Raw genomic sequence first — 23,260 nt, 5'->3', positions numbered from 1 at the left:
CCAATGCGCTTGTTCCGCATGCTGAGCTTGTTGTTGGTAGTCGTGGCGCCTTCGGCCTTCGCCGACAGCCCGTACCTGGTAGAAATGATTTTGGTACGCCAGAACGCGGAGCCCGTGATCAACAGCCGCGCCGCGCCGGAAAACTGGGATGCCGGCGCCGTGCGCCTGGGCGATAAAATGAGCCCGCCGCGCCTGAACAACATCGTCGACAAGCTCAATGCCGATAGCAGCTACACCGTGCTGGCGCATAAAACCTGGGAGCAGAACCTGGGCGAGCAGCCGGTGAAAATCGCGATCACCGACGGTCAGGAGCAGTTCGGCCAGTTTCCCATTGAGGGCACATTGAGCCTGCAACTGGGCCGCTTCACCGATATCGATGCGCAGTTCTGGGTCAACCAGTTCGACAGCAACGCCAGCGTGATCGCCAGCGAACACCTGAGCCAGACCGACGTGCGCACCAAGAACAATCAGCTCAATTACCTGGATGGCGGCCACCTGGCGCTGCTGATCAAGATTACCTCGCTGACCGCCAAGCCACCCAGCGCACCACCGCCCGACATCCAGGACTGATCCAGCGCCATGCCCCTGACGTCGTCGTTGACCAAGCCCCTGGCCCCTTCGTGGGCCAATCGCTTCAAAGAGCAAAGCCTGGAGCGCGGGCGGCGGTATGCCTTGGAGAACCGCGTGCGCATCGTCGAATCCGGCGACAGCACCATCATCGCCAATTGCGAAGGCTCGGGCGGCAACGTTTATCGGCAGACCATTTCACTGCGCGAGTCAGCCAAGGGCACGTTGATCCTGGTGGACAGCCGCTGTACCTGCCCGGTGCACACCAACTGCAAACACATCGCGGCCGTGCTGCTCAAAGTCCAGGAAACCCTGGCCTACCCGGCAGCGGCCCAGGATGCCGAGTTGTTGCAAAAACTCCAGGCCGTGCTGGATAACCGCGTGGTGCTGCCGCAAGTGGTGATGGACGATGTGCTACCGATCCCGCGCCTGTGGCTGGCCAGTGTCGAATTCAGTGCGTTTGAGCCGCGCAACGGCAAGATGCAGCGCTATATCCAGCACCGCGCGGCGCTGTCGTTCAACTATTTGGGCAACTATGTCAGCGGGCAGAAGAACGCCGACATTATTGTGCGCCAGGAAACCCAGAGCCTGCGCATCAAGCGGCATCCCGAGCTGGAGCAGCGCTATCGCGAGCAACTGCGCCTGCTGGGCTTCAAAATCGCCACGCGCCAAAGCAAGGCCTTGCCTGAAAGCGCCGGCGAGCTGTTCGAGATGGTCAATGACAGCGCCTGGCTGAACTTCACCCTCAATGCATCGCCCACCTTGCGCAGCGCGGGGTGGGAGTTGCAGATCGATGAGGATTTCGGCTTCGACCTGAGCCCGGTCGATGACTGGTACGCCACCGTCGATGAAGGGCCCGAGCGTGACTGGTTCGACCTGGAGCTGGGGATCATCGTCAACGGTGAACGCCTGAGCCTGCTACCGATCCTGCTGAACCTGATGCGCTCCCACATCGAGATCCTCAACCCGGAAAAAGTCGCGCGCCGCCGCGATGACGAACTGATCCTGGTGAACATTCCCGGCTTGCCCAACGGCGGCCACGGCCCCCTGCAAGTGGCACTGCCCTACGGCCGCCTGAAACCGGTGCTGGCCACATTGGGCGAGTTCTACCTGCAAGAGCCCGGCACCACCACCCTGCGCCTGGCCAAGGCCGATGCGATTCGCTTGAACCCTCTGCAAGACCTGCCCCTGCAGTGGGAGGGTGGCGAGAAGATCCGCCACTTCGCCCAGCGCCTGCGGGATATCAAAGACTTCACGTGTGTGGCGCCCGAAGGCTTGAATGCGACGCTGCGCCCCTATCAGCTGGAAGGCTTGAGCTGGATGCAGTCGCTGCGCCAGCTCGACGTCGGTGGCATTCTCGCGGATGACATGGGCCTGGGCAAAACCCTGCAGACCTTGGCACATATGCTGAGCGAAAAGATCGCCGGGCGCCTGGATCGGCCGTGCATGGTGGTCATGCCCACGAGCCTGATCCCCAATTGGCTCGATGAGGCGGCGCACTTCACTCCACAATTGAAAGTGCTGGCGCTGTACGGTGCCGGGCGCAAGAAGCATTTCGACAACCTGCAGGATTACGACCTGCTGCTGACCACCTATGCGCTGCTGCCCAAGGACATCGAACGGCTGGCCGCCCTGCCCTTGCATGTGCTGATTCTCGATGAAGCCCAGTACATCAAGAACCCCTCCAGCAAGGCCGCCCAGGCCGCAAGCGAGCTGAACGCGCGGCAACGCCTGTGCCTGAGTGGCACGCCACTGGAAAACCACTTGGGTGAGCTGTGGTCGCTGTTCCACTTCCTGTTGCCGGGCTGGCTGGGCGACGTAAAAAGCTTCAACCGCGATTACCGCGTGCCCATCGAAAAACGCGGCAGCGAGGTGCGATTGCAGCACCTCAATGGTCGGATCAAGCCGTTCCTGCTGCGGCGTACCAAGGAACAGGTGGCCACGGAATTGCCGCCCAAGACCGAGATCATCCACTGGGTGGACCTCAACGAAGCGCAGCGCGACGTGTACGAAACCATGCGCCTGGCCATGGACAAAAAAGTCCGCGACGAGATCACCCGCAAGGGCGTGGCGCGCAGCCAGATCATCATTCTTGAGGCGCTGCTCAAGCTGCGCCAGGTGTGTTGCGATTTGCGCCTGATCAACGACGCTACCCTGCCCGCCCGTGGCAGCACCTCGGGCAAACTCGACAGCCTGCTGGAAATGCTTGAGGAGCTGTTTGCCGAAGGCCGGCGCATCCTGTTGTTTTCCCAGTTCACCTCGATGCTGAGCCTGATCGAAGCAGAACTGAAAAAACGCGGGATTGCCTACGCCCTGCTGACCGGCCAGACCCGTGATCGACGCACACCGGTGAAGGATTTCCAAAGCGGCAAGCTGCAGATTTTTCTGATCAGCCTGAAGGCAGGCGGTGTCGGCCTGAACCTGACCGAAGCCGATACCGTGATCCACTACGACCCTTGGTGGAACCCGGCCACGGAAAACCAGGCCACCGACCGTGCGTATCGCATCGGGCAAGAGAAGCCGGTATTTGTCTACAAGATGATTGCCCGCGGCACGGTGGAGGAGAAAATCCAGCACCTGCAGAAAGAAAAATCCGACTTGGCAGCGGGCGTGCTGGATGGACGTACCACCGGGGACTGGCAGTTGGGCAACGAAGATATCGAAGCGCTGTTTGCGCCGTTGCCCACTAAACAAGAGAAGCGCGGTTAGAGTGCGCCGGATGCCCAATCATTCGATGAGTTGGGCGGCCCTCAGAGCAGTCAGCGCCGCCAACCAACGCGGATCCTGCTTGTAGTCCGGTGAAGCGATCCCCTGGCCGCGCATGCGCGCGATCCGTGCCGACGGCTTGACATTCATGCGCTGCGCTGCGGTGAGTGCCAGCTCGGCAGCCGCGCGATCATTGCACACCAACCCCATGTCGCAACCGGCGGTCAGCGCCGCTTCTATGCGACTGGCTGCGTCACCAACCACATGGGCACCGGCCATGGACAGATCATCGCTGAAAATCACCCCGTCAAATTGCAGCTCGCCACGCAGAATCTCCTGCAGCCAGCGGCGCGAAAAGCCGGCGGGCTGGGCGTCGACCTGCGGGTAGATCACATGCGCCGGCATCACCGCCGCCAGTTGCTTGCTCAAACGTGCGAAAGGTATCAGGTCATTCGCGCGAATCTGTTCCAGGCTGCGTTCGTCATTGGGAATGGCGACGTGGGAATCGGCCTCAGCCCAACCGTGGCCTGGGAAATGCTTGCCGGTAGCGGCCATACCCGCGCTGTTCATGCCACGAATAAACGCCCCGGCAAGCACGGCGGCGCGCTCGGGATCGCCCTCGAAAGAACGCGTGCCCACCACGGCGCTGCGCTGGTAGTCCAGGTCCAGCACCGGGGCGAAGCTCAGGTCCAGGCCGACGGCCAGCACTTCGGTGGCCATGACCCAGCCGCACTGTTCGGCCAGGTACTCAGCGTTGGGGTTGTCCGCCAACGCGCGCATGGCCGGCAGACGCACAAAGCCCTGGCGCAGGCGCTGTACCCGACCGCCCTCTTGGTCGACAGCCAGCAGCAGGTCCGGGCGCACCGCGCGAACCGCCGCACTCAGCTCCCGCACTTGGCGCGGGTGTTCGATATTGCGCGCAAAAATGATCACGCCACCCACTTCCGGCTGGCGCAACAGGTGGCGATCCTCGGCCGTCAGCCAGGTACCGGCAACGTCGACCATCAAAGAACCTTGCAGGGCAGCAGTCATAAACCTTCCTTAAATAACGCGCACAACCCGTTGCCCTCAAGCGGCGCAATAAGCACAGCGAGGTACAACGGGTTGCGAGTAAATAGCTGAAATCGGCATGGCGGCTAGCTTAGCGGATGCAAGCGGCCGCGCACACCCGGAGCGGTCAAACCTTGGCGGGAACCGGCACGGTTTTGCTGCGTGGGCGCAACTGTGCGGCGGCCATGGTCGGGTCGGTCACACCGGTTTCGGCGCGCATGCCGGCGGCGAGGAACGGCACCATCAGGCGCATCACCTGCTCGATGGACGTGTTGACGCCAAAATCGGTCTCGGCAATCGCGCGCAACGCCTTGATCCCGGACATGCTGAACGCGGCCGCACCGAGCATGAAGTGCACGCGCCAGAACAATTCGATCGGCGGAATACGCGGCGCGGCGTCGTTGACCAGCAGCATATAGCGACGGAACACCTTGCCGTACATGTCTTCCAAATAACGACGCAAGTGACCCTGGCTCTGGCTGAACGCCAAGCCCAACAAACGCATGAAGATCGACAGGTCATTGCCGCTGCGAGGCTGAACCACCAAGGCCTGCTCGACGAGGATTTCCAGCAGTTCTTCCAGGCTGGGCTTGTTGTCGGCCTTGGCTTGGCGGCGCTCCAGTTCGCGGTCGAGACTGGCGCAGAACGGGCCCAAAAAGCGCGAGAACACCGCCTGGATCAGGGCCTTTTTCGAGCCGAAATGGTAGTTCACTGCGGCAAGGTTGACCCCGGCCTTGCTGGTGATAAGCCGCAATGAAGTTTCGGCAAATCCTTTTTCCGCGAACAATTGCTCGGCAGCATCGAGAATGCGTTCAACGGTTTCCGACTGGGCCATGGCTACTCCGCCTGACAAACACTTGTTTGAAACATACGTTTCAGGGTGTGTCTTGTCAAGCCTGCAGGTTCGTTTTGCGGCCGGGCAGTCATCTATTTGAGCGCTATTTAATCACATCCTTTCAGGTCTGTAGGCAGCGCTATCTCAACGGCGTAGGACGGCGGACCAATGACCGTCCAGCGGAGTCATGTAAAAGGATGATTGCCAAGCGCCGTTCACTGTATATAATCCCAGTCACTGTATAAAAAGACAGAGCGATCAACATGCTAAAACTGACGCCACGCCAAGCTGAGATTCTGGCTTTTATCAAGCGCTGCCTCGATGACAACGGTTATCCGCCGACACGAGCCGAGATTGCGCTGGAACTGGGGTTCAAGTCCCCCAATGCCGCCGAAGAACACCTCAAGGCCCTCGCTCGCAAAGGTGCGATCGAAATGACCCCCGGTGCCTCGCGAGGTATTCGCATCCCTGGTTTCGAAGCCAAGACCGACGAATCGACACTGCCGATCATTGGCCGCGTCGCCGCCGGTGCGCCGATCCTGGCGCAGCAGCACGTCGAGGAATCCTGCAACATCAACCCGACCTTCTTCCACCCGCGCGCCGACTATCTGTTGCGGGTACATGGCATGAGCATGAAGGACGTGGGTATCTTCGATGGCGACCTGCTGGCCGTTCACACCACCCGCGAGGCCCGCAATGGCCAGATCGTCGTCGCGCGTATCGGTGATGAAGTCACGGTCAAACGCTTCAAGCGTGAAGGCAGCAAGGTCTGGCTGCTGGCCGAGAACCCTGAATTCGCCCCGATTGAAGTGAATCTGAAAGACCAGGACCTGGTGATCGAAGGCCTGAGCGTCGGCGTTATTCGCCGCTAAAGGAGGCATCATGCAGCTCGTGCACACCCCACAACACACGCAACTGTCGCTGTTCGAAGCCTTTATGGCCCAACCCCTTGTGCCTACTCTCAAGGAAACAGTCGAGGCGCCCTGGAGCGCCGAACCTGAGGCGTTCAGTGAACTGTCGTTGCGCGGCGCTGCCGGAAGCTGCCTGAGCCTGCTGGCACCGATACTGCGTGAGTTGAGCGAAGAGCAGGATGCCCGCTGGCTAACGTTGATCGCCCCGCCCGCCAGCCTCACCCAGGCCTGGCTGCGGGATGCCGGCCTGAACCGCGAGCGCATCCTGCTACTGCAACCACGCGGTACGCAAAGCGCCCAGCAGTTGACTTGTGAAGCGCTGCGCCTGGGGCGTAGCCACACGGTGGTGAGCTGGTTGAACCCGTTGAACGCGACGGCCAAACAGCAGTTGATCAGTGCTGCACGCACAGGGGATGCGCAGAGTTTGAATATTCGATTGGGATAAAATCACAGGCTTGGCCTGTAGTGATCGGGCTCGCCACTAAAGCCCGTTCACCACGAGACTCAGTGAAGAATCCGCGGTCCGTCGTCTTTTTCCGGTTCGCCTTCCGCCAACCGACCGGCCATCTGCACACCCACGCTCAACATGGCTTTTGCCACTTCCACGTGCTGGCCTTGCAGAAACACTTTGGCGTCTTCGGAAAAATCCAGAGTAACCAGAGAACCTTCGTCCTCGGCCCGGCGCAGTTCGATTCGACCGTCAGGCAGTTCAACAATTTCCAGAAAGGACGTCGGCATAAAAGTCTGTTCTCCACGAAAGGCCGGGATTATATCAGTCATACACCCAGCCTCGCTGAGGATCTGAACAGGTTTCTTTACAGCTTGATGAACGGTGCTTTTTGAGTCCGAGCCGCTATTAGCACTCGTTAAGACCTTCACGAAAGCGCAGTGCCATCTTCTTCAGCTCTTGCCGCCAACCTTCCAGCTCCGCCCGACTCAGTGGCTGGGGCTCCTCCTCGTCCAAGGCTACCGCTACGATCAGCGGTTGAGTGACGTCACCCTTAGGCACATGGGGAACACGCGGCGGCTGGAACATATCAGCATGGGCCTTGAGCAAACGCGCCACCCAGCTGTCGGGGCTCTGAGCCATCTCTACCAGCTCGGCCAATTCGGGGATGGCCATGGACTCCAACACTTCATGGTTCATGATCATTTCCGCACGAGGCGAACCGGCCTGGGGCAAACGGTAGAACCCTGCGATCTCATGGCACAGCCCGAGCAAGGCGCCGTACAAGTGGAACAACGCCGCCTCGCGCCCTGCCTGGACCAGCGCGATAGCATTCATCTCCTTGCCTTCCTCCGCACGGCCAAGGGCCTCCAGAGACAAACCCGCGAAGTAAATTTTCTGATTGGTACGGGTATAGAGTTCGTTGGCCATACGGCAATCTCCACAACGAATGAGGCAGGATGCTGGCTGAACAGTGTCACGGATCAGCCGAGCCCACTGCAAGTGCCATGAACGGCCGCTTACGTGAGAAGAAACTTCACTTACAGAACCACGCAGATGCAAAAGGGGCTTGCTCCCGATAGCGGTATACCAGTCGACGTGTATATAGACTGATGCACCGCTATCGGGAGCAAGCCCCTCCCACACTCAAGCGTCGGCGTCTCCGGCGGATCAAGCGCCCTGGCGCTTGTCCTCGACTTTCCACTTGCCACCGTCGTAGAACGCTTTCCAGCCGGTAGGCTTACCGTCCACTTCGGTCTGCACGTACTGCTCCTTGGTTTTACGGCTGTAGCGGATCACGGCTGGACGACCATCCGGATCCTTCTTCGGCGCTTCACACAGGAAGTGGTACTTCGGATCGATCTCATCCTTGTGCGGCACGATCTCCAACACCAGCGGTGCACGGGTCTCGCGGTTTTTCGGGAACTGGCTGGCAGCCAGGAACAACCCCGAGGCACCGTCACGCAGGATGTAGGTGTCGTTGACCTTCTCGCACTTGAGTTCAGGCATCTTCACCGGGTCCATCTTCGGCGGCGCTGCGTCACCGCTTTTGAGCAGTTTGCGGGTGTTCTTGCAGGTCGGGTTGGTGCAGCCGAAGAACTTGCCGAAACGGCCGGTCTTGAGCTGCATCTCGCTGCCGCACTTGTCGCATTCCAGGCTCGGACCTTCGTAGCCCTTGATGCGATAAGTGCCCTCTTCAATCTCGTAGCCGTTGCAATCCGGGTTGTTACCGCAGATATGCAACTTGTGCTTCTCGTCGAGCAGGTAGGCATCCATCGCCGTGCTGCAGATCGGGCAACGGTGCTTGCCACGCAATACCAGCGACTCGGATTCACCTTCGTCATCGGCAGCGATTTCATCACCCGGCACCAGGTTGACCGTGGCCTTGCAGCGCTCTTTTGGCGGCAGGCTGTAGCCCGAGCAACCGAGGAACACACCGGTGGATGCGGTACGAATCTGCATCGGGCGGCCGCAGGTCTGGCACGGGATGTCGGTCATCACCGGCTGGTTGGCACGCATGCCGCTGTCAGGGCTTTCGGCCACTTCGAGTTTCTTTTTGAAGTCGCCGTAGAACTCGTCCAGCACGTTTTTCCAGTCACGCTCGCCCTGGGCCACGTCATCGAGGTTCTCTTCCATGCCGGCGGTGAAGCCGTAGTCCATCAGGTTGGAGAAACTCTCGGACAGACGCTCGGTGACGATGTCACCCATCTTTTCCGAATAGAACCGACGGTTGTGCAGCGCCACGTAGCCACGGTCCTGGATGGTGGAAATGATGGCCGCGTAGGTCGAAGGACGACCGATACCGCGTTTTTCCATTTCCTTGACCAGGCTGGCTTCCGAGTAACGCGCCGGCGGCTTGGTGAAGTGCTGCGACGGATCGAGCTTGATCAGCTTCAACGTGTCGCCCTGGGCCATGTCCGGTAGCACATCGTCATCGCCCGGTTTGGCGATTTGCGGCATCACACGGGTATAGCCGTCGAACTTGAGGATACGGCCCTTGGCACGCAGCTCGAAGTCGCCGGCGCCCACGCTCACGGTGGTGGACAGGTATTGCGCCGGCAGCATCTGGCAAGCCAGGAACTGGCGCCAGATCAGCTCATAGAGGCGCTCAGCATCACGCTCCATGCCGCTCAGCTTGGCCGGCGTGGTGTTGGCGTCGGAAGGACGAATCGCTTCGTGAGCCTCCTGGGCGCCTTCCTTGCTGCTGTAGACGTTTGGCTTCTCCGGCAGGTACTTCTTGCCGAATTCGCTTTCAATATAGGTGCGCGCCATCGCCACCGCGTCTTGCGACAGGTTGGTGGAGTCGGTACGCATGTACGTGATGTAGCCGGCTTCGTACAGACGCTGGGCCATCATCATGGTTTTCTTCACACCGAAGCCCAGGCGGTTACTCGCGGCCTGTTGCAGGGTGGAGGTGATGAACGGCGCCGACGGCTTGCTGCTGGTCGGTTTGTCTTCACGCTTGACGATGCTGTAACTGGATGCCTTGAGCTTTTCCAGCGCGGCCATGGCCTGGGCTTCGTTCAGCGGCTTGAAGGCCTCGCCTTTCTCGCGGGCCACTTCAAAGCGCACGTTGGCGCCCTTGGCGGTGCCGAGGTCAGCGTGGACTTCCCAGTACTCTTCGGGGTTGAACGCACGAATCTCACGTTCGCGCTCCACCACCAGCTTGACTGCTACCGATTGCACACGACCGGCGGACAGGCCACGAGCGATCTTGGCCCACAGCAGCGGCGAGACCATGTAGCCCACGACGCGGTCGAGAAAACGTCGCGCCTGCTGGGCGTTGACGCGGTCGATATCCAACTCGCCCGGCTTGGAGAAGGCTTCCTGGATGGCTTTTTTGGTGATTTCGTTAAACACCACGCGTTTATAGCGGCTGTCATCCCCGCCGATGGCTTCGCGCAGGTGCCAGGCAATGGCTTCCCCTTCGCGGTCCAAGTCCGTTGCGAGATAGATGGTGTCGGCATCTTTGGCGAGCCGGCGCAGCTCTTCGATGACCTTTTCCTTGCCCGGAAGGATTTCGTACTTGGCCTTCCAGCCATGATCCGGGTCCACACCCATGCGCGAGACCAGTTGCTTGCGCGCTTTCTCTTTTGGCGTGAGTACCGGACCTTCACCCGCAGCCGCCTTGCCGCGCTTGGCGGCAGGCTCCTTGCTGGCGCTAGCCGAACCGCTGGTGGGCAGGTCTCGGATATGGCCGATACTCGACTTCACCACGTACTCGTTGCCCAAGTACTTGTTGATGGTCTTGGCCTTAGCCGGGGATTCCACAATGACCAGCGATTTGCCCATGGATCGGAAAATTCCTGAATTCGAGAAGTGAAAGGCAGTTGGCGCCTGACGCGGCAACGCTATATATAGTGGCAACCGGGTGAGGTCAAGCGCAGCATTCTGCGCGACCTGCCGTTATTGCCCTGAAAAAACACTGGGTTCGGCCTGGACCAAAGCAAAGCGCGGGACCTGCTCGCCGTCAACTTCGACGGACTCCAGGAACATGCTCAAGGGGCGCACCCAAAAGCCGTAATCACCATACAGAGCTTGGTAGAACACCACTTCCTCTTCGGTTTCGGAGTGCCGCGCCACACTGAAAACACGGTACTGCGGCCCCTTATAATGTTGGTAGAGCCCTGGTTCGACTTTCATGCTCCGGCCCTCTTACAAAATTTGTTTAAAAAAAAATACAAAACTGCCCAAAAACAAAAACCGGGGCACTGGGCCCCGGCTTCCGTCAACCCAACGCTCAGACGCGTTCGAAGACGGTGGAAATGCCTTGGCCGAGGCCAATGCACATGGTAGCTACCCCGAGGTTGCCGCCATTCTGCTTCATCACATTGAGCAAAGTGCCAGAAATCCGCGCACCGGAGCAACCGAATGGGTGGCCCAGGGCGATCGCACCGCCGTGCAGGTTAACCTTCTCGTTCATCTTGTCGAGTACTTTCAAATCTTTCAGCACCGGCAGGGCCTGTGCGGCGAAAGCTTCGTTGAGCTCGAAGAAGTCGATATCGGAGATGGAAAGGCCCGCACGCTTCAAGGCTTTTTGCGTGGCCGGTACAGGACCATAACCCATGATCGCAGGGTCCACCCCCGCCACCGCCATCGAGCGGATCACCGCCAGCGGCTGTATACCCAGGTCCTGGGCACGCTGCGCCGACATCACGATCATGCACGAAGCGCCGTCGGTGATTTGCGACGAAGTACCGGCAGTCACGGTGCCGCCCTTTGGATTGAAGGCAGGTTTAAGTGCCGCCAGGCTTTCCAGGGTGGTGTCCGGACGAATGGTTTCGTCATAGTCAAACAGTTTCAGGAAACCGTTTTCGTCGTAGCCGTTCATCGGGATGATTTCATCCTTGAACTTGCCTTCCACGGTGGCCTTGTGGGCGAGCTGGTGAGAGCGCACGCCGAACGCGTCCTGGGCTTCGCGGGTAATGCCATGCATTTTGCCGAGCATTTCCGCGGTCAGGCCCATCATGCCCGAGGCTTTTGCCGCGTACAGCGACATGTGCGGGTTAGGGTCGACGCCGTGCATCATGCTGACGTGGCCCATGTGCTCCACGCCGCCGACCACGAACACATCACCATTGCCGGTCATGATCGCCTGGGCGGCAGTGTGCAACGCGCTCATCGACGAACCGCACAGGCGGCTCACGGTCTGACCCGCCGCAGTGTGCGGGATCTGAGTCATCAAGGAAGCCATGCGCGCAATGTTCCAGCCCTGCTCCAGGGTCTGGTTGACGCAACCCCAGATCACGTCCTCGACTTCATTCGGGTCGACCTTGACGTTGCGTTCCAGCAGTTTGCTGATCAAGTGCGCCGACATGTCTTCGGCACGGGTGTTGCGGTGCATGCCGCCCTTGGAGCGGCCCATCGGTGTGCGACCGAAGTCGACAATCACCACGTCTCTTGGATTCAAGCTCATAAATATTCTCGCTCTAGTCGTTTGGGCGCTTAACCGAAGAAGCTCTGGCCGTTCTTGGCCATTTCACGCAGCTTCGCGGTCGGGTGGTACAGCGGGCCCAAATCAGCGTATTGATCAGCCAGGGCAACGAATTCAGCCACACCGATCGAGTCGATGTAACGCAGCGCACCGCCACGGAATGGAGGGAAACCAATACCGTACACCAGGCCCATATCGGCTTCGGCGGCGGTCTCGACGATACCGTCTTCCAGGCAACGCACGGTTTCCAGGCACAGCGCGATCATCATCCAGTTGATGATGTCCTCGTCGGACACCTCACGCTGCTCATAGATAACCGGCGCCAGTACTTCGTGCACCGACGGGTCAGCAACTTTCTTCTGCTTGCCCTTCTTGTCGGCCTCGTAGGCGTAGAACCCCTTGCCGTTCTTCTGGCCCAGGCGCTTGGCGTCGTAAAGTGCGTCGACAGCCGAGCGACGGTCGTCCTTCATGCGGTCCGGGAAACCTTCAGCCATCACGTCACGACCGTGATGACCGGTGTCGATGCCGACCACGTCCATCAGGTACGCCGGGCCCATTGGCCAGCCGAATTTTTCCATGACCTTGTCGATACGCACAAAGTCCACGCCGGCACTGACCAGCTTGGCGAAACCGCCGAAGTACGGGAACAGTACGCGGTTGACCAGAAAGCCCGGGCAGTCGTTGACCACGATCGGGTTCTTGCCCATTTTCTTGGCGTAGGCAACGGTAGTGGCAACGGCCAGCTCGCTGGACTTCTCGCCACGGATCACTTCCACCAGCGGCATCATGTGCACCGGGTTGAAGAAGTGCATGCCGACGAAGTTTTCCGGACGCTTGAGAGCCTTGGCCAGCAGCGAGATGGAAATGGTCGAGGTGTTGGAGGCCAGGATGGTGTCGTCTTTGACCTGGGCTTCCACTTCAGCCAGCACGGCCTGCTTGACCTTCGGGTTCTCGACAACCGCTTCGACCACCAGGTCGACATGACCGAAATCGCCGTAGGACAGCGTAGGACGAATACCGTTAAGCACTTCGGCCATTTTCGCAGCAGTCATGCGACCTTTATCAACGCGGCCCACCAGCAGTTTGGCGGCTTCCGCCAGGCCCTGCTCGATGCCGTGCTCGTTGATGTCCTTCATCAGGATCGGCGTGCCTTTGGACGCCGACTGATAGGCGATACCGCCGCCCATGATCCCGGCGCCGAGCACGGCGGCCTGTTTCACGTCTTTGGCGATTTCGTCGTAGGCCTTGGCTTTTTTCTTCAGTTCCTGATCGTTCAGGAACAGGCCGATCAGGCTTTGGGCAGCCGAGGTTTTCGCCAGTTTGACGAAGCCTGCCGCTTCTACTTCCAGGGCTTTGTCGCGACCGAAGTTCGCGGCTTTCTGGATGGTCTTGATCGCTTCAACCGGCGCCGGGTAGTTCGGGCCGGCCTGGCCAGCCACGAAACCTTTGGCGGTCTCGAACGACATCATTTGTTCGATGGCGTTGAGCTTGAGTTTTTCCAGCTTCGGCTGACGCTTGGCCTTATAGTCAAATTCGCCGCTGATGGCGCCCTTGATCAGGTTAAGCGCGGCTTCGGCCAGTTTGTCCGGGGCAACCACAGCGTCGACGGCACCGACTTTCAGCGCGTCTTCCGCTTTGTTTTCCTTGCCGGCGGCAATCCACTCGATCGCGTTGTCCGCGCCAATCAGGCGTGGCAGGCGCACGGTGCCGCCAAAACCTGGGTAGATGCCCAGCTTGACTTCAGGCAGGCCGATTTTGGCAGTGGCCGCCATGACGCGAAAATCCGCCGCCAGGCACATTTCGAGGCCGCCGCCCAGTGCGATGCCATTGATGGCGGCAACGGTCGGCACATTGAGGTCTTCGAAATCGCTGAAAATCTTGTTGGCTTCGAGGTTGCCAGCCACCAGCTCGGCATCGGGCAGCTTGAAGTTGTCGACGAATTCGGTGATGTCAGCGCCGACGATGAACACGTCCTTGCCGCTGGAAACGATCACACCCTTGACCGAAGCATCTGCTTTGATGGCGTCTACGGCCTGACGCAGTTCGTTCAGGGTTAGACGATTGAATTTGTTGACGGACTCACCCTTGAGGTCGAATTTCAATTCGACGATGCCACTTTCAAGAGCCTTAACCGTGATGGCTTTACCTTCGTAAATCATCAACTGATCTCCACGATATGGAAGCTGAACAGTACACATTGGACGCTGGCCTCTGGTTTGACACTGACAGTTGCATCAATGCTCACGCCAATCCGCCAGGCACACCCGCCAATGCGATAGTCGGGATTCTGTATGAACGGTCTGACAGACAAACGCTCAATTCATACGCCCGTTTGATTTGGGTACGCCACCTTCATCCAATTCAGGGCAATTGTCAATCGCCCGAAAGGCTAGGAAAAAGGCGACTTTCCAGTCATTTTCAGAACCTCGCCCCAGGCGCGCGCCTCGCCAATATCTAACTATTCACGAAATCAATAATTCAAAAATTTTACGAAAGACTGTACAGAACGCGATATGCCGCTAGGCTTGCGGCAACCGTACCGCGCGCGGACCAACATCCGACGCGCCAAACCCTGATTTACCGGCCTGCCTGGCCAACTCCAGCCCGATGATGATGTCGGGCTTTTTATTGCCTGCTTATTTTAACCAAGTGCTATCAAGCCAATGCCTTGAGCAGTGCATCGATGGCCAGCAAGTCACTTGCCTCACCCTTCTCGCCCCAATACAGGGCGATCATTTGTTTGTCGGCGTCGACTTTGTAGACGTTGGTCGGCAACGTCGCAAAATGCGGCAACAACCTTTCATCCACACACACTTCGCGCCACTGATTGACCCACACACCTGGCTCCAACTGCCAATAACTCCAGATCGCCGGCGTACCGCCGCGCCGTGGCCGGCAGTACTGCGCGCACGGGCTTGGCGGCTCATGCTTGAGCCAGTGGGGCCACTCCTGAGGCGCCAGTTGCATGGCCAGGCCAATGCGGCGCGCCTCCATGCGCAAGGCCATGCGCCCGCTCTGATGGCGCGAAGGGCGCAGCCATGCCAGAGGGCTCAAAACCACGACAAGGATTGACACCACTATCCAGACCGTCATATGTGTACTCCCGATTTTTCTGATGAGCGGATTTGACCTGACGCAAGCCGATCCGCTTGAAAGCAGCCATACTGAATTTATTGCAGTCCCCCTGGAGGAACGCCTCATGCCCTACGAACATATTCTGGTCGCTGTCGACCTGACCGAAGAGTGCGATCCAGTGATCAAGCGCGCACAGGAATCTGCATTGGCCAATGGCGCCATACTGTCGCTGGTGCATATCGTCGAGCCCATGGCCATGGCCTTTGGCGGTGACGTGCCGATGGACCTTTCCCAGTTGCAGCAACAACAATTCGACCAGGCCAAGGAGCGCCTGGACCGTTTGATTCTCAAATACCCGCACCTGAAAAAGGAAGACTGCCACCTGACATACGGCCAACCGCGCCAGGAAATCCATCACTTGGCCAAGGAAAAGGCTTGCGACTTGATCGTGGTGGGTAGCCATGGTCGTCACGGTTTGGCGTTGTTGCTGGGTTCTACTGCCAATGATGTACTGCACGGCGCGCCGTGCGATGTGTTGGCCGTCAAACTGGTCAAAGACAAGTAAGACCGATGAAGATCCAACGTGGGAGGGGGCTTCCTCCCACATTTGAACTGCATTTCATATAAAAAAGCCCGACGCTCAATCAAACGAGCGCCGGGCTTTTTATCAGACCGCCATCACTCAGCCATCCAACTCAGCCCAACGCTCCACCAACACTTCCAGCTCCTGGTTCAGCGTCTCCAGGGAAGCGATGACCTTGGCGGTTTCCGCCGCAGGGCGCTGGTAGAAACCCGCGTCAGCCATTTCTGCTTCTACGGCGGCGATCTGCTGTTCCTTGGCGTCGATATCGCCCGGCAAGGCTTCCAGTTCGCGCTGCAGCTTATAGCTGAGCTTCTTCTTATTGGCCGTCGGCGCTGTCTCCGGAACCGGCGCAGCTGCCACAGGGGCGACCACGGCCGACGTCAGGTCGGCTTTGCCCGACTTACTTTCAGTCACGCCCAGCAAACGCGGCGAACCACCCTGGCGCAGCCAGTCCTGGTAACCACCGACGTACTCGCGCACCTTGCCTTCACCTTCGAAGACCAGCGTGCTGGTAACCACGTTATCGAGGAATGCCCGGTCGTGACTGACCATCAGCACGGTACCGTTGAAGGTCAACAGCACTTCTTCCAGCAGTTCGAGGGTTTCCACATCGAGGTCGTTGGTCGGTTCGTCGAGCACCAGCAGGTTTGCCGGTTTGCTGAACAGCTTGGCCAGCAGCAAACGCGCACGCTCGCCACCGGACAAGGCCTTGACCGGCGTACGTGCACGCTGCGGGCTGAACAGGAAGTCGCCCAGGTAACTCAACACGTGGCGGCTCTGGCCGTCGATATCGATGAAGTCGCGACCCTCGGCCACGTTATCGATCACGGTTTTTTCCAGGTCCAGTTGATGACGCAACTGGTCGAAGTAGGCCACGTCGATGCGCGTACCTTCCTCCACGGTGCCGCTGGTCGGTTGCAAGCCACTGAGCATCAACTTGAGCAAGGTGGTCTTGCCGGTACCGTTGGCGCCCAACAGGCCGATACGGTCGCCGCGCTGCAGGACCATGGAGAAGTCCTTGATCAGGAACGGGCCGTCCGGGTGGTGGAAGCTGACGTTCTCCAGCACCATCACCTGCTTGCCCGACTTGTCGGCGGTATCCAGCTGGATATTGGCCTTGCCGGTGCGCTCGCGACGTTCGCTGCGCTCAACGCGCAAGGCTTTCAGCGCACGTACGCGGCCTTCGTTACGGGTGCGGCGGGCCTTGATGCCCTGGCGGATCCAGACTTCTTCCTGGGCCAGTTTCTTGTCGAACAGCGCGTTGGCGGTTTCTTCGGCGGCCAGCGCGGCTTCCTTGTGTACCAGGAAGCTGGCGTAGTCGCCGTTCCAGTCGATCAGGCCGCCGCGGTCCAGTTCAAGGATGCGCGTGGCCAGGTTCTGCAGGAAGGAACGGTCGTGCGTGATGAACAGCACGGCGCCCTGGAAATCCTTGAGGGCTTCTTCCAGCCAGGCGATGGCCCCGATGTCCAGGTGGTTGGTCGGTTCGTCGAGCAGCAGCAGGTCCGGCTCGGACACCAGCGCCTGGGCCAGCAGCACGCGACGACGCCAGCCGCCGGACAATTGGGCGAGGGTCTTGTCGGCCGGCAATTGCAGGCGGCTCAGGGTGCTGTCGACCAGTTGCTGCAGGCGCCAGCCGTCACGGGCCTCGAGGTCCTGCTGAACATGCATCAGCTTGTCCAGGTCTTCTTCGGTGACGCAGTTCTGCGCCAGGTGGTGGTATTGCGCGAGCAACTCGCCCACGCCGTCCAGGCCTTCGGCAACCACGTCGAACACTGTCCGTCCGTCGGCCACCGGTAATTCCTGGGGCAATTCGCCAATCTTGAGGCCCGGCGCGCGCCACACAGAACCGTCATCGGGCTTCTGGTCGCCTTTTACCAGCTTCATCATGCTGGACTTGCCGGTGCCGTTGCGGCCGATGATGCACACCCGCTCACCACGGGCGATCTGCCAGGACACCTTGTCCAACAACGGCATAGCGCCGAAAGCAAGGGACACATCGCTGAATTTGAGCAGGGTCATACGCTTCTCCAAAAACTGGGCGCGCATTCTACCTGAGTTGAGGGTGGGATGCGGCCCGCATTTTCTCTGTCGACACGTTCTGTAGGACATTTCCGATGAACTTGAATGAACCGCCCGGCAAAGCTTTCGCCGGTCGCTGGCAAAAGGCTAAGCTAGGGGCAATCAGTGTCGGCGGTGCCGGTGCTAGTCGTGATTTCTCTGCACGGACGTCTCATGCGCAGTCGCCTTTTCAACTTTTTATCTTGTCTGCTTCTTTCCGCCACCGCCGTTCAATCCGCCCAGGCCGTGGACCTCACCACCCAACGTCAATATTACGATGAAGCCAAACGCGCCCTCGCCAAGGGCGACAGCGGCCCGTACATGCAATACAGCCAGGCCCTGGCCGACTACCCGCTGACCCCCTACCTGGCCTACGACGAACTGACCGCCCGCCTGAAAACCGCGAGCAACCCGGAAATCGAACAGTTCCTTGCCAAAAATGGCGACCTACCCCAGGCCAACTGGATGAAACTGCGCTGGTTGCGCTGGCTGGCGGAACGGGGCGACTGGCAGACCTTTGAAAAGTACTACGACTCCAAGCTCAATTTCGTCGAACTGGACTGCCTGCACGGCCAATACCAACTCACCCACAACCTGAAGGCCGAAGGCTACAAGACCGCTGAAAAGCTGTGGATGACCGGTAAATCCCAGCCTGCCGCCTGCGATGCCACCTTCGGCCAATGGGCGGCGGACGGCCAGCTCACCGAACAGAAGATCTGGGACCGCGCCAAGCTCGCCGCCGAAGCGCGCAACTACGCGCTGGCCAATAGCCTGGTGAAAACCTTGCCCACCCTGGGTGCCCAAGGCCGCCTGATGGTGGACGTGGCGCAGAAGCCCGACATGCTCAGCGACCCATCGCGCTTCCTGCCGGCCACCGAGGCGATGTCGGATGCCGTCGGCCTGGGCTTGCGCCGCCTGGCACGCCAGGACCCGGACAAGGCCATGGCCCTGCTCGACGGCTACGCCAGCAGCATGCACTTCTCCCGTGACGAAAAAGTGTCGATCGCCCGCGAAATCGGCCTGACCCTGGCCAAACGCTTCGACCCGCGCGCCCTTGACGTGATGACCAAGTACGACCCGGAACTGCGCGACAACACCGTCTCCGAATGGCGCCTGCGCCTGCTGCTGCGCCTGGCCCGCTGGGAAGATGCCTACCAGTTGACCCGCAAACTCCCACAAGACCTCGCCACCACCAACCGCTGGCGCTACTGGCAGGCCCGCAGCCTGGAACTGGCCGAACCGAAAAACCCGCAAGCCCTGGTGCTGTACAAGAACCTGTCACGCGAGCGGGACTTCTACGGTTTCCTCGCCGCGGACCGCTCCAAGGCCCCTTACCAGTTGAACAACAAGCCACTGGTGATGAGCCAGGCGCTGATCAACAAAGTGCGCAATACCCCTGGCGTACGCCGCGCCCTGGAGTTTTACGCGCGTGGCCAGGTGGTTGATGGCCGCCGCGAGTGGTACCACGTCAGCCGCCACTTCAACCGTGACGAAATGGTCGCCCAGGCCAAGCTGGCCTATGACATGAAGTGGTATTTCCCGGCCATCCGCACCATCAGCCAGGCGCAATACTGGGACGACTTGGACATCCGCTTCCCAATGGCCCACCGCGATACCCTGGTGCGCGAAGCCAAAGTCCGTGGCCTGCATTCAAGCTGGGTGTTTGCTATCACCCGCCAGGAAAGCGCCTTCATGGACGACGCCCGCTCCGGCGTCGGCGCCAGCGGGCTGATGCAACTGATGCCCGGCACCGCCAAGGACACCGCACGCAAGTTCAGCATCCCGCTGGCCTCCCCGGCCCAAGTGCTGGACCCGGATAAAAACATCCAGCTCGGCGCTGCCTACCTGAGCCAGGTGCACAGCCAGTTCAACGGCAACCGCGTGCTCGCCTCCGCCGCCTATAATGCCGGCCCCGGCCGCGTGCGCCAGTGGCTGCGCGGTGCGGACCACCTGAGTTTCGACGTGTGGGTGGAAAGCATTCCATTCGACGAAACCCGCCAGTATGTGCAGAACGTGCTGTCTTATTCGGTGATCTACGGGCAGAAGCTCAACTCGCCACAGCCGTTGGTGGATTGGCATGAGCGGTACTTTGACGACCAGTAAGGCACCCTTGGCAGAACGAAACCCCTCCCACATTTGGTTATTTGTAATGTCTGAACTGTGAGGCTCGTTAGCGCTCGCCACCACTGAACTGCAACGCCGCCAACCGCGCATACAGCGGATTGCTCGCGATCAACTGCTGATGCGTGCCCACCGCCACCAGCTTGCCCTGGTCCATCACGGCAATCCGGTCTGCATTTTTCACGGTGGCCAGGCGATGGGCGATGACCAGGGTGGTACGTCCCTGCATCAATTGCGGCAGGGCTTGTTGGATCAAGTGCTCACTCTGTGCATCCAGGGCGCTGGTGGCTTCGTCCAGCAGCAGGATCGGCGCATCCACCAGCAAGGCGCGGGCGATGGCCAGGCGTTGGCGCTGGCCGCCGGAGAGGCCCATGCCGCCATCGCCCAGATGGGTCTGGTAACCGTTAGGCATTTGCAGGATGAAATCGTGGGCGTGGGCGATGCGCGCGGCGGCTTCCACCTGCTCGCGGGTGGCGCCTGGGTTGCCGTAGCGGATGTTTTCTTCGACGCTGCCAAAAAACAACGCAGGGCTCTGCGACACCAGGGCGAAATGGCGGCGCAGGTCCATGGGGTCGAGTGCGGTCAGCGGCTGGCCTTCGAGCAGGATGCGCCCCTGCTGGGGGTCGTAGAAGCGCAGCAGCAGGTCGAAGATCGTCGATTTGCCGGCGCCGGACGGGCCGACCAGCGCCAGGGTTTCGCCGGGGTTGATGGTCAGGCTCAGGCCATCGACGGCGTAACTGTCAGGCCTTGAAGGGTAGGAAAACCGCAGGTCCTGCAATTCCATGCGGCCGCTGACCCGCTGCGGCAATTTCACGGCGGCGGTGGCGGGTGCCTGGATGTCGTTGCTGGACTGCAGCAGTTCACCGATGCGCTCGGCTGCGCCGGCCGCGCGCTGCAACTCGCCCAGCACTTCGCTCAACGTACCGACGGCGCTGCCGACGATCAGGCTGTAGAACACAAACGCCGCCAGCTCGCCGCCGGAAATGCGCCCGCTGATCACGTCCATACCGCCCACCCACAGCATCACACCCACGGCGCCGAGCACCAGCATGATCACCAATGTGATCAGCCAGGCGCGTTGCGCAATGCGCTTGCGCGCGGTGGCGAACGCCTCTTCCACCGTCACGGCAAAGCGCTGCTCGTCCTGCACTTGGTGGTTATAGGCTTGCACGGTCTTGATCTGGCCGAGGGTTTCGGCCACGTAGCTGCCCACATCGGCAATACGGTCCTGGCTCAGGCGCGACAGGCTGCGCACACGCCGGCCGAAAATCAGAATCGGCGCCAGCACCAGCGGCAGCGCCACCACCACGATGCTGGTGAGCTTGGGGTTGGTCACAAACAACAGCACAATGCCGCCGATCACCATCAAGGCATTGCGCAGGAACAGTGACAGCGATGAGCCGATCACCGATTGCAGCAACGTGGTGTCGGTGGTCAACCGCGACTGGATTTCCGAGCTGCGGTTGTTCTCGTAGAAACCGGGGTGCAGGTAGATCAGGTGGTTGAACACCTGGCGCCGAATGTCCGCCACCACCCGCTCGCCGATCCACGACACCAGGTAAAACCGCGTAAAGGTGCCCACCGCCAGGCCCAGCACCAGCACCATGAACAGGCCGATAGATTGGTTGAGCAAGTGCGGCGACTGGGTCATGAACCCTTGGTCCACCAGCAGGCGAATGCCTTGGCCCATGGACAAGGTGATGCCGGCGGTGACGATCAGCGCCAGCAAGGCACCCAGCGCCTGCCAGCGGTAGGGCGCGATAAAGCGGCTGGCCAGGCGAATCGCGCGGCGTTGACGGGTAGAGAACATAGAAGGCATCACCGATGAGGAACCTACCCCTCAACATTGGGGGAACTCTGGCAAATAACAATGAGTCAGGTTAATTATGCCAACCGATGCGGGCCGCTAGAGGCTATTGGTCTAATGCCTGGCTGGCAATTGGCCGCCGTTTCTGGTGGACTGAGCGTTCGAACCGCCGACCCGCCAAGGAGTTGTAACAGCGTGGTCACGCGAGGGTTTTAGAATAGGTACACAACCTGATGAGGAGACAGGCCATGACCTTGCAACACAGCAGCGATGCCAAAATTGAAGTCATCCGCCAACCGCAGCAACTGCCTTGCTCGTACATCGACGCCAAGGGCCGCGAAGTGCAGATTACCGAAGAAATGATCCAGCAAGCCTGCAGCGAGCTGGAACAGCGCCTGGTCAAACCTGCCCAGCAAGGCTGAAGCGCCCACGCTCTTTCAGACCCGGCCTAGATGGCCGGGTTTTTTATGCGCGTCAGATCAGTTCAGCGCCCAAGGCCGAGACGATCTGCGACAGCCCGGCGGATTCGCCGTTGATCCGCACCTTCAACCCCTCGATTTCACGGCGTGCGGGGTAGTGCTTGCGCAGCAGGTCAAACGCCTCGCGCTGTTCTTGCACTGTTCCTACAAGGCTGCGACGAAAATCCGCATCGTCGCGGCGCGGGTCGTAGACACTGCGGCACAAGGTCGCCAACGCCCACGCCGGGTCGGTTGTTGCATTCAAGTGCACCTCGGCCAGCCACAGGGGCGGCAGCAGGTCATTCAGTAGAATGCCTGGCGCCTGGCCCAGGTACGCACAGAACGCCTGATAAATCTGCGCCGTGCCGCGCTGCCGGCCTTCAAGGCTGTAACCGGCGATATGCGGCGTGGCCAGCACGCACAGGTCGGCGAGGTCGACGTCCACCTCGGGCTCGCCCTCCCACACGTCCAGCACCGCTTGCAGGTCTTCGCGTTCCAGCAACACCTCGCGCAGCGCGGCGTTGTCCACCACCGGGCCACGGCTGGCGTTGATCAGCCAGGTGCCGGGCTTGAGCTGTTCAAGGCGTTGGCGATCAAGCAAATGCCAGGTGGCGCCGTTACCGGACTTGATCAGCGGCGTGTGCAGGCTGATCACATCGCACTGTTCGATGACCTGCGCCAGGCTCACATACTCGCCACCTTCGGCGCTCTGCCGTGGCGGGTCACACACCAGCACATTCCAGCCCAGGCCCTTGAGCACCTTGACCAGGCGCCCGCCCACTTCACCGGCACCGACGATGCCATAGGTGCGCGTGGCGAGGTCGGCGCCTTCGATCTCGGCCAGGGTCTGCAGGCTGCCCAGCACGTAGTCCACCACCCCACGGGCATTGCAGCCAGGGGCACTGGCCCACTGGATACCGGCCTGCTTGAAGTAGTCCAGGTCCAAGTGGTCGGTGCCGATGGTGCAAGTTCCCACAAAGCGCACCTTGGAACCCTCCAGCAGCGCACGGTTGACGTTGGTCACCGAACGCACCAGCAACACATCGGCCTGCTCGACGCTGGCGCGATCCATGGAGCGGCCGGGCACCCGGCGAATCTCGCCAAACCCTTGGAAAAATGCATCGAGTAGCGGGATATTTTCGTCGGCAACAATCAGCATGGCAGGCTCCTTTGGCGGACCGGCAGTGTACAGGCTTGCGAAGATCCA

At 60.3% G+C, this 23,260-nt stretch carries 19 protein-coding genes; 7 read left to right on the top strand and 12 right to left on the bottom strand.

Annotated elements, in window-relative coordinates:
- The first annotated feature begins 3 nt into the window (after positions 1 to 3).
- Entirely contained in the window at positions 4 to 570 is a 567-nt protein-coding gene (locus tag AB4O25_RS26220) for a CsiV family protein (protein WP_017526648.1), read from the top strand.
- A gap of 9 nt (positions 571 to 579) precedes the next feature.
- Entirely contained in the window at positions 580 to 3,276 is a 2,697-nt protein-coding gene (locus AB4O25_RS26215; RefSeq protein WP_068937304.1) for a DEAD/DEAH box helicase, read from the top strand.
- A gap of 18 nt (positions 3,277 to 3,294) precedes the next feature.
- Here AB4O25_RS26215 and nagZ read toward each other — a convergent pair whose 3' ends face one another.
- Together nagZ and AB4O25_RS26205 are read right to left on the bottom strand one after the other, a co-directional pair.
- A complete protein-coding gene (nagZ, locus tag AB4O25_RS26210; protein WP_017526650.1) occupies positions 3,295 to 4,305 on the bottom strand; it encodes a beta-N-acetylhexosaminidase in 1,011 nt (336 codons plus the stop codon).
- Positions 4,306 to 4,450: 145 nt separating this feature from the next.
- Positions 4,451 to 5,158 carry a TetR/AcrR family transcriptional regulator gene (locus AB4O25_RS26205; protein WP_065877050.1) on the bottom strand — a complete coding sequence of 236 codons (708 nt, stop codon included), beginning with the start codon at positions 5,156 to 5,158 and terminating at the stop codon, positions 4,451 to 4,453.
- 263 nt (positions 5,159 to 5,421) lie between these two features.
- Between AB4O25_RS26205 and lexA the strand changes: the two genes are divergently transcribed.
- On the top strand, positions 5,422 to 6,030 hold the full coding sequence (gene lexA / locus AB4O25_RS26200; protein ID WP_460150156.1) for a transcriptional repressor LexA: 609 nt from the start codon (positions 5,422 to 5,424) through the stop codon (positions 6,028 to 6,030).
- A 10-nt stretch (positions 6,031 to 6,040) separates the two neighbouring features.
- Positions 6,041 to 6,514, top strand: a complete 474-nt coding sequence (sulA, locus tag AB4O25_RS26195) for an SOS-induced cell division inhibitor SulA (protein WP_017526652.1) — start codon at positions 6,041 to 6,043, stop codon at positions 6,512 to 6,514.
- 59 nt (positions 6,515 to 6,573) lie between these two features.
- On the opposite strand, the gene AB4O25_RS26190 is transcribed toward sulA, so the two are convergent.
- From AB4O25_RS26190 to AB4O25_RS26160, 7 genes are all read right to left on the bottom strand, one after another.
- Positions 6,574 to 6,807, bottom strand: coding sequence for a hypothetical protein (locus AB4O25_RS26190; RefSeq protein ID WP_017526653.1), 234 nt, complete (start codon positions 6,805 to 6,807; stop codon positions 6,574 to 6,576).
- Between the two features lie 118 nt (positions 6,808 to 6,925).
- Positions 6,926 to 7,447 (bottom strand): DUF6586 family protein, encoded by a 522-nt coding sequence (locus tag AB4O25_RS26185; protein WP_017526654.1) that lies wholly within the window; start codon positions 7,445 to 7,447, stop codon positions 6,926 to 6,928.
- A gap of 240 nt (positions 7,448 to 7,687) precedes the next feature.
- Positions 7,688 to 10,309, bottom strand: a complete 2,622-nt coding sequence (gene topA / locus AB4O25_RS26180) for a type I DNA topoisomerase (protein ID WP_017526655.1) — start codon at positions 10,307 to 10,309, stop codon at positions 7,688 to 7,690.
- Between the two features lie 114 nt (positions 10,310 to 10,423).
- The gene (locus AB4O25_RS26175; RefSeq protein WP_017526656.1) at positions 10,424 to 10,660 is read right to left on the bottom strand and encodes a DUF1653 domain-containing protein; all 237 of its coding nucleotides are present in this window, start codon (positions 10,658 to 10,660) and stop codon (positions 10,424 to 10,426) included.
- Between the two features lie 97 nt (positions 10,661 to 10,757).
- Positions 10,758 to 11,933, bottom strand: coding sequence for an acetyl-CoA C-acyltransferase FadA (gene fadA / locus AB4O25_RS26170; RefSeq protein WP_003172567.1), 1,176 nt, complete (start codon positions 11,931 to 11,933; stop codon positions 10,758 to 10,760).
- A 29-nt stretch (positions 11,934 to 11,962) separates the two neighbouring features.
- The gene (gene fadB, locus AB4O25_RS26165) at positions 11,963 to 14,110 is read right to left on the bottom strand and encodes a fatty acid oxidation complex subunit alpha FadB (RefSeq protein ID WP_017526657.1); all 2,148 of its coding nucleotides are present in this window, start codon (positions 14,108 to 14,110) and stop codon (positions 11,963 to 11,965) included.
- Between the two features lie 496 nt (positions 14,111 to 14,606).
- Positions 14,607 to 15,044 carry a hypothetical protein gene (locus AB4O25_RS26160; protein WP_116079549.1) on the bottom strand — a complete coding sequence of 146 codons (438 nt, stop codon included), beginning with the start codon at positions 15,042 to 15,044 and terminating at the stop codon, positions 14,607 to 14,609.
- 106 nt (positions 15,045 to 15,150) lie between these two features.
- Between AB4O25_RS26160 and AB4O25_RS26155 the strand changes: the two genes are divergently transcribed.
- Positions 15,151 to 15,591 carry a universal stress protein gene (locus tag AB4O25_RS26155; protein ID WP_026067164.1) on the top strand — a complete coding sequence of 147 codons (441 nt, stop codon included), beginning with the start codon at positions 15,151 to 15,153 and terminating at the stop codon, positions 15,589 to 15,591.
- A 117-nt stretch (positions 15,592 to 15,708) separates the two neighbouring features.
- On the opposite strand, the gene AB4O25_RS26150 is transcribed toward AB4O25_RS26155, so the two are convergent.
- Complete coding sequence (locus AB4O25_RS26150; RefSeq protein ID WP_460150155.1) at positions 15,709 to 17,628, bottom strand: ATP-binding cassette domain-containing protein; 1,920 nt, start codon at positions 17,626 to 17,628, stop codon at positions 15,709 to 15,711.
- A 213-nt stretch (positions 17,629 to 17,841) separates the two neighbouring features.
- Between AB4O25_RS26150 and AB4O25_RS26145 the strand changes: the two genes are divergently transcribed.
- Positions 17,842 to 19,770, top strand: a complete 1,929-nt coding sequence (locus tag AB4O25_RS26145; protein ID WP_017526661.1) for a transglycosylase SLT domain-containing protein — start codon at positions 17,842 to 17,844, stop codon at positions 19,768 to 19,770.
- A gap of 67 nt (positions 19,771 to 19,837) precedes the next feature.
- Here AB4O25_RS26145 and AB4O25_RS26140 read toward each other — a convergent pair whose 3' ends face one another.
- Entirely contained in the window at positions 19,838 to 21,607 is a 1,770-nt protein-coding gene (locus AB4O25_RS26140) for an ABC transporter transmembrane domain-containing protein (protein ID WP_460150154.1), read from the bottom strand.
- Between the two features lie 236 nt (positions 21,608 to 21,843).
- Here AB4O25_RS26140 and AB4O25_RS26135 point away from each other — a divergent pair, with 236 nt between their 5' ends.
- Positions 21,844 to 22,017, top strand: coding sequence for a PA1571 family protein (locus AB4O25_RS26135; protein ID WP_017526663.1), 174 nt, complete (start codon positions 21,844 to 21,846; stop codon positions 22,015 to 22,017).
- 52 nt (positions 22,018 to 22,069) lie between these two features.
- Here AB4O25_RS26135 and pdxB read toward each other — a convergent pair whose 3' ends face one another.
- A complete protein-coding gene (pdxB, locus tag AB4O25_RS26130) occupies positions 22,070 to 23,212 on the bottom strand; it encodes a 4-phosphoerythronate dehydrogenase PdxB (protein ID WP_460150153.1) in 1,143 nt (380 codons plus the stop codon).
- Between the last annotated feature and the right edge of the window lie 48 nt (positions 23,213 to 23,260).

It is taken from the genome of Pseudomonas sp. S3_A03 (assembly GCF_054668275.1).
This window is presented reverse-complemented; position numbering and strand designations above follow the sequence as displayed.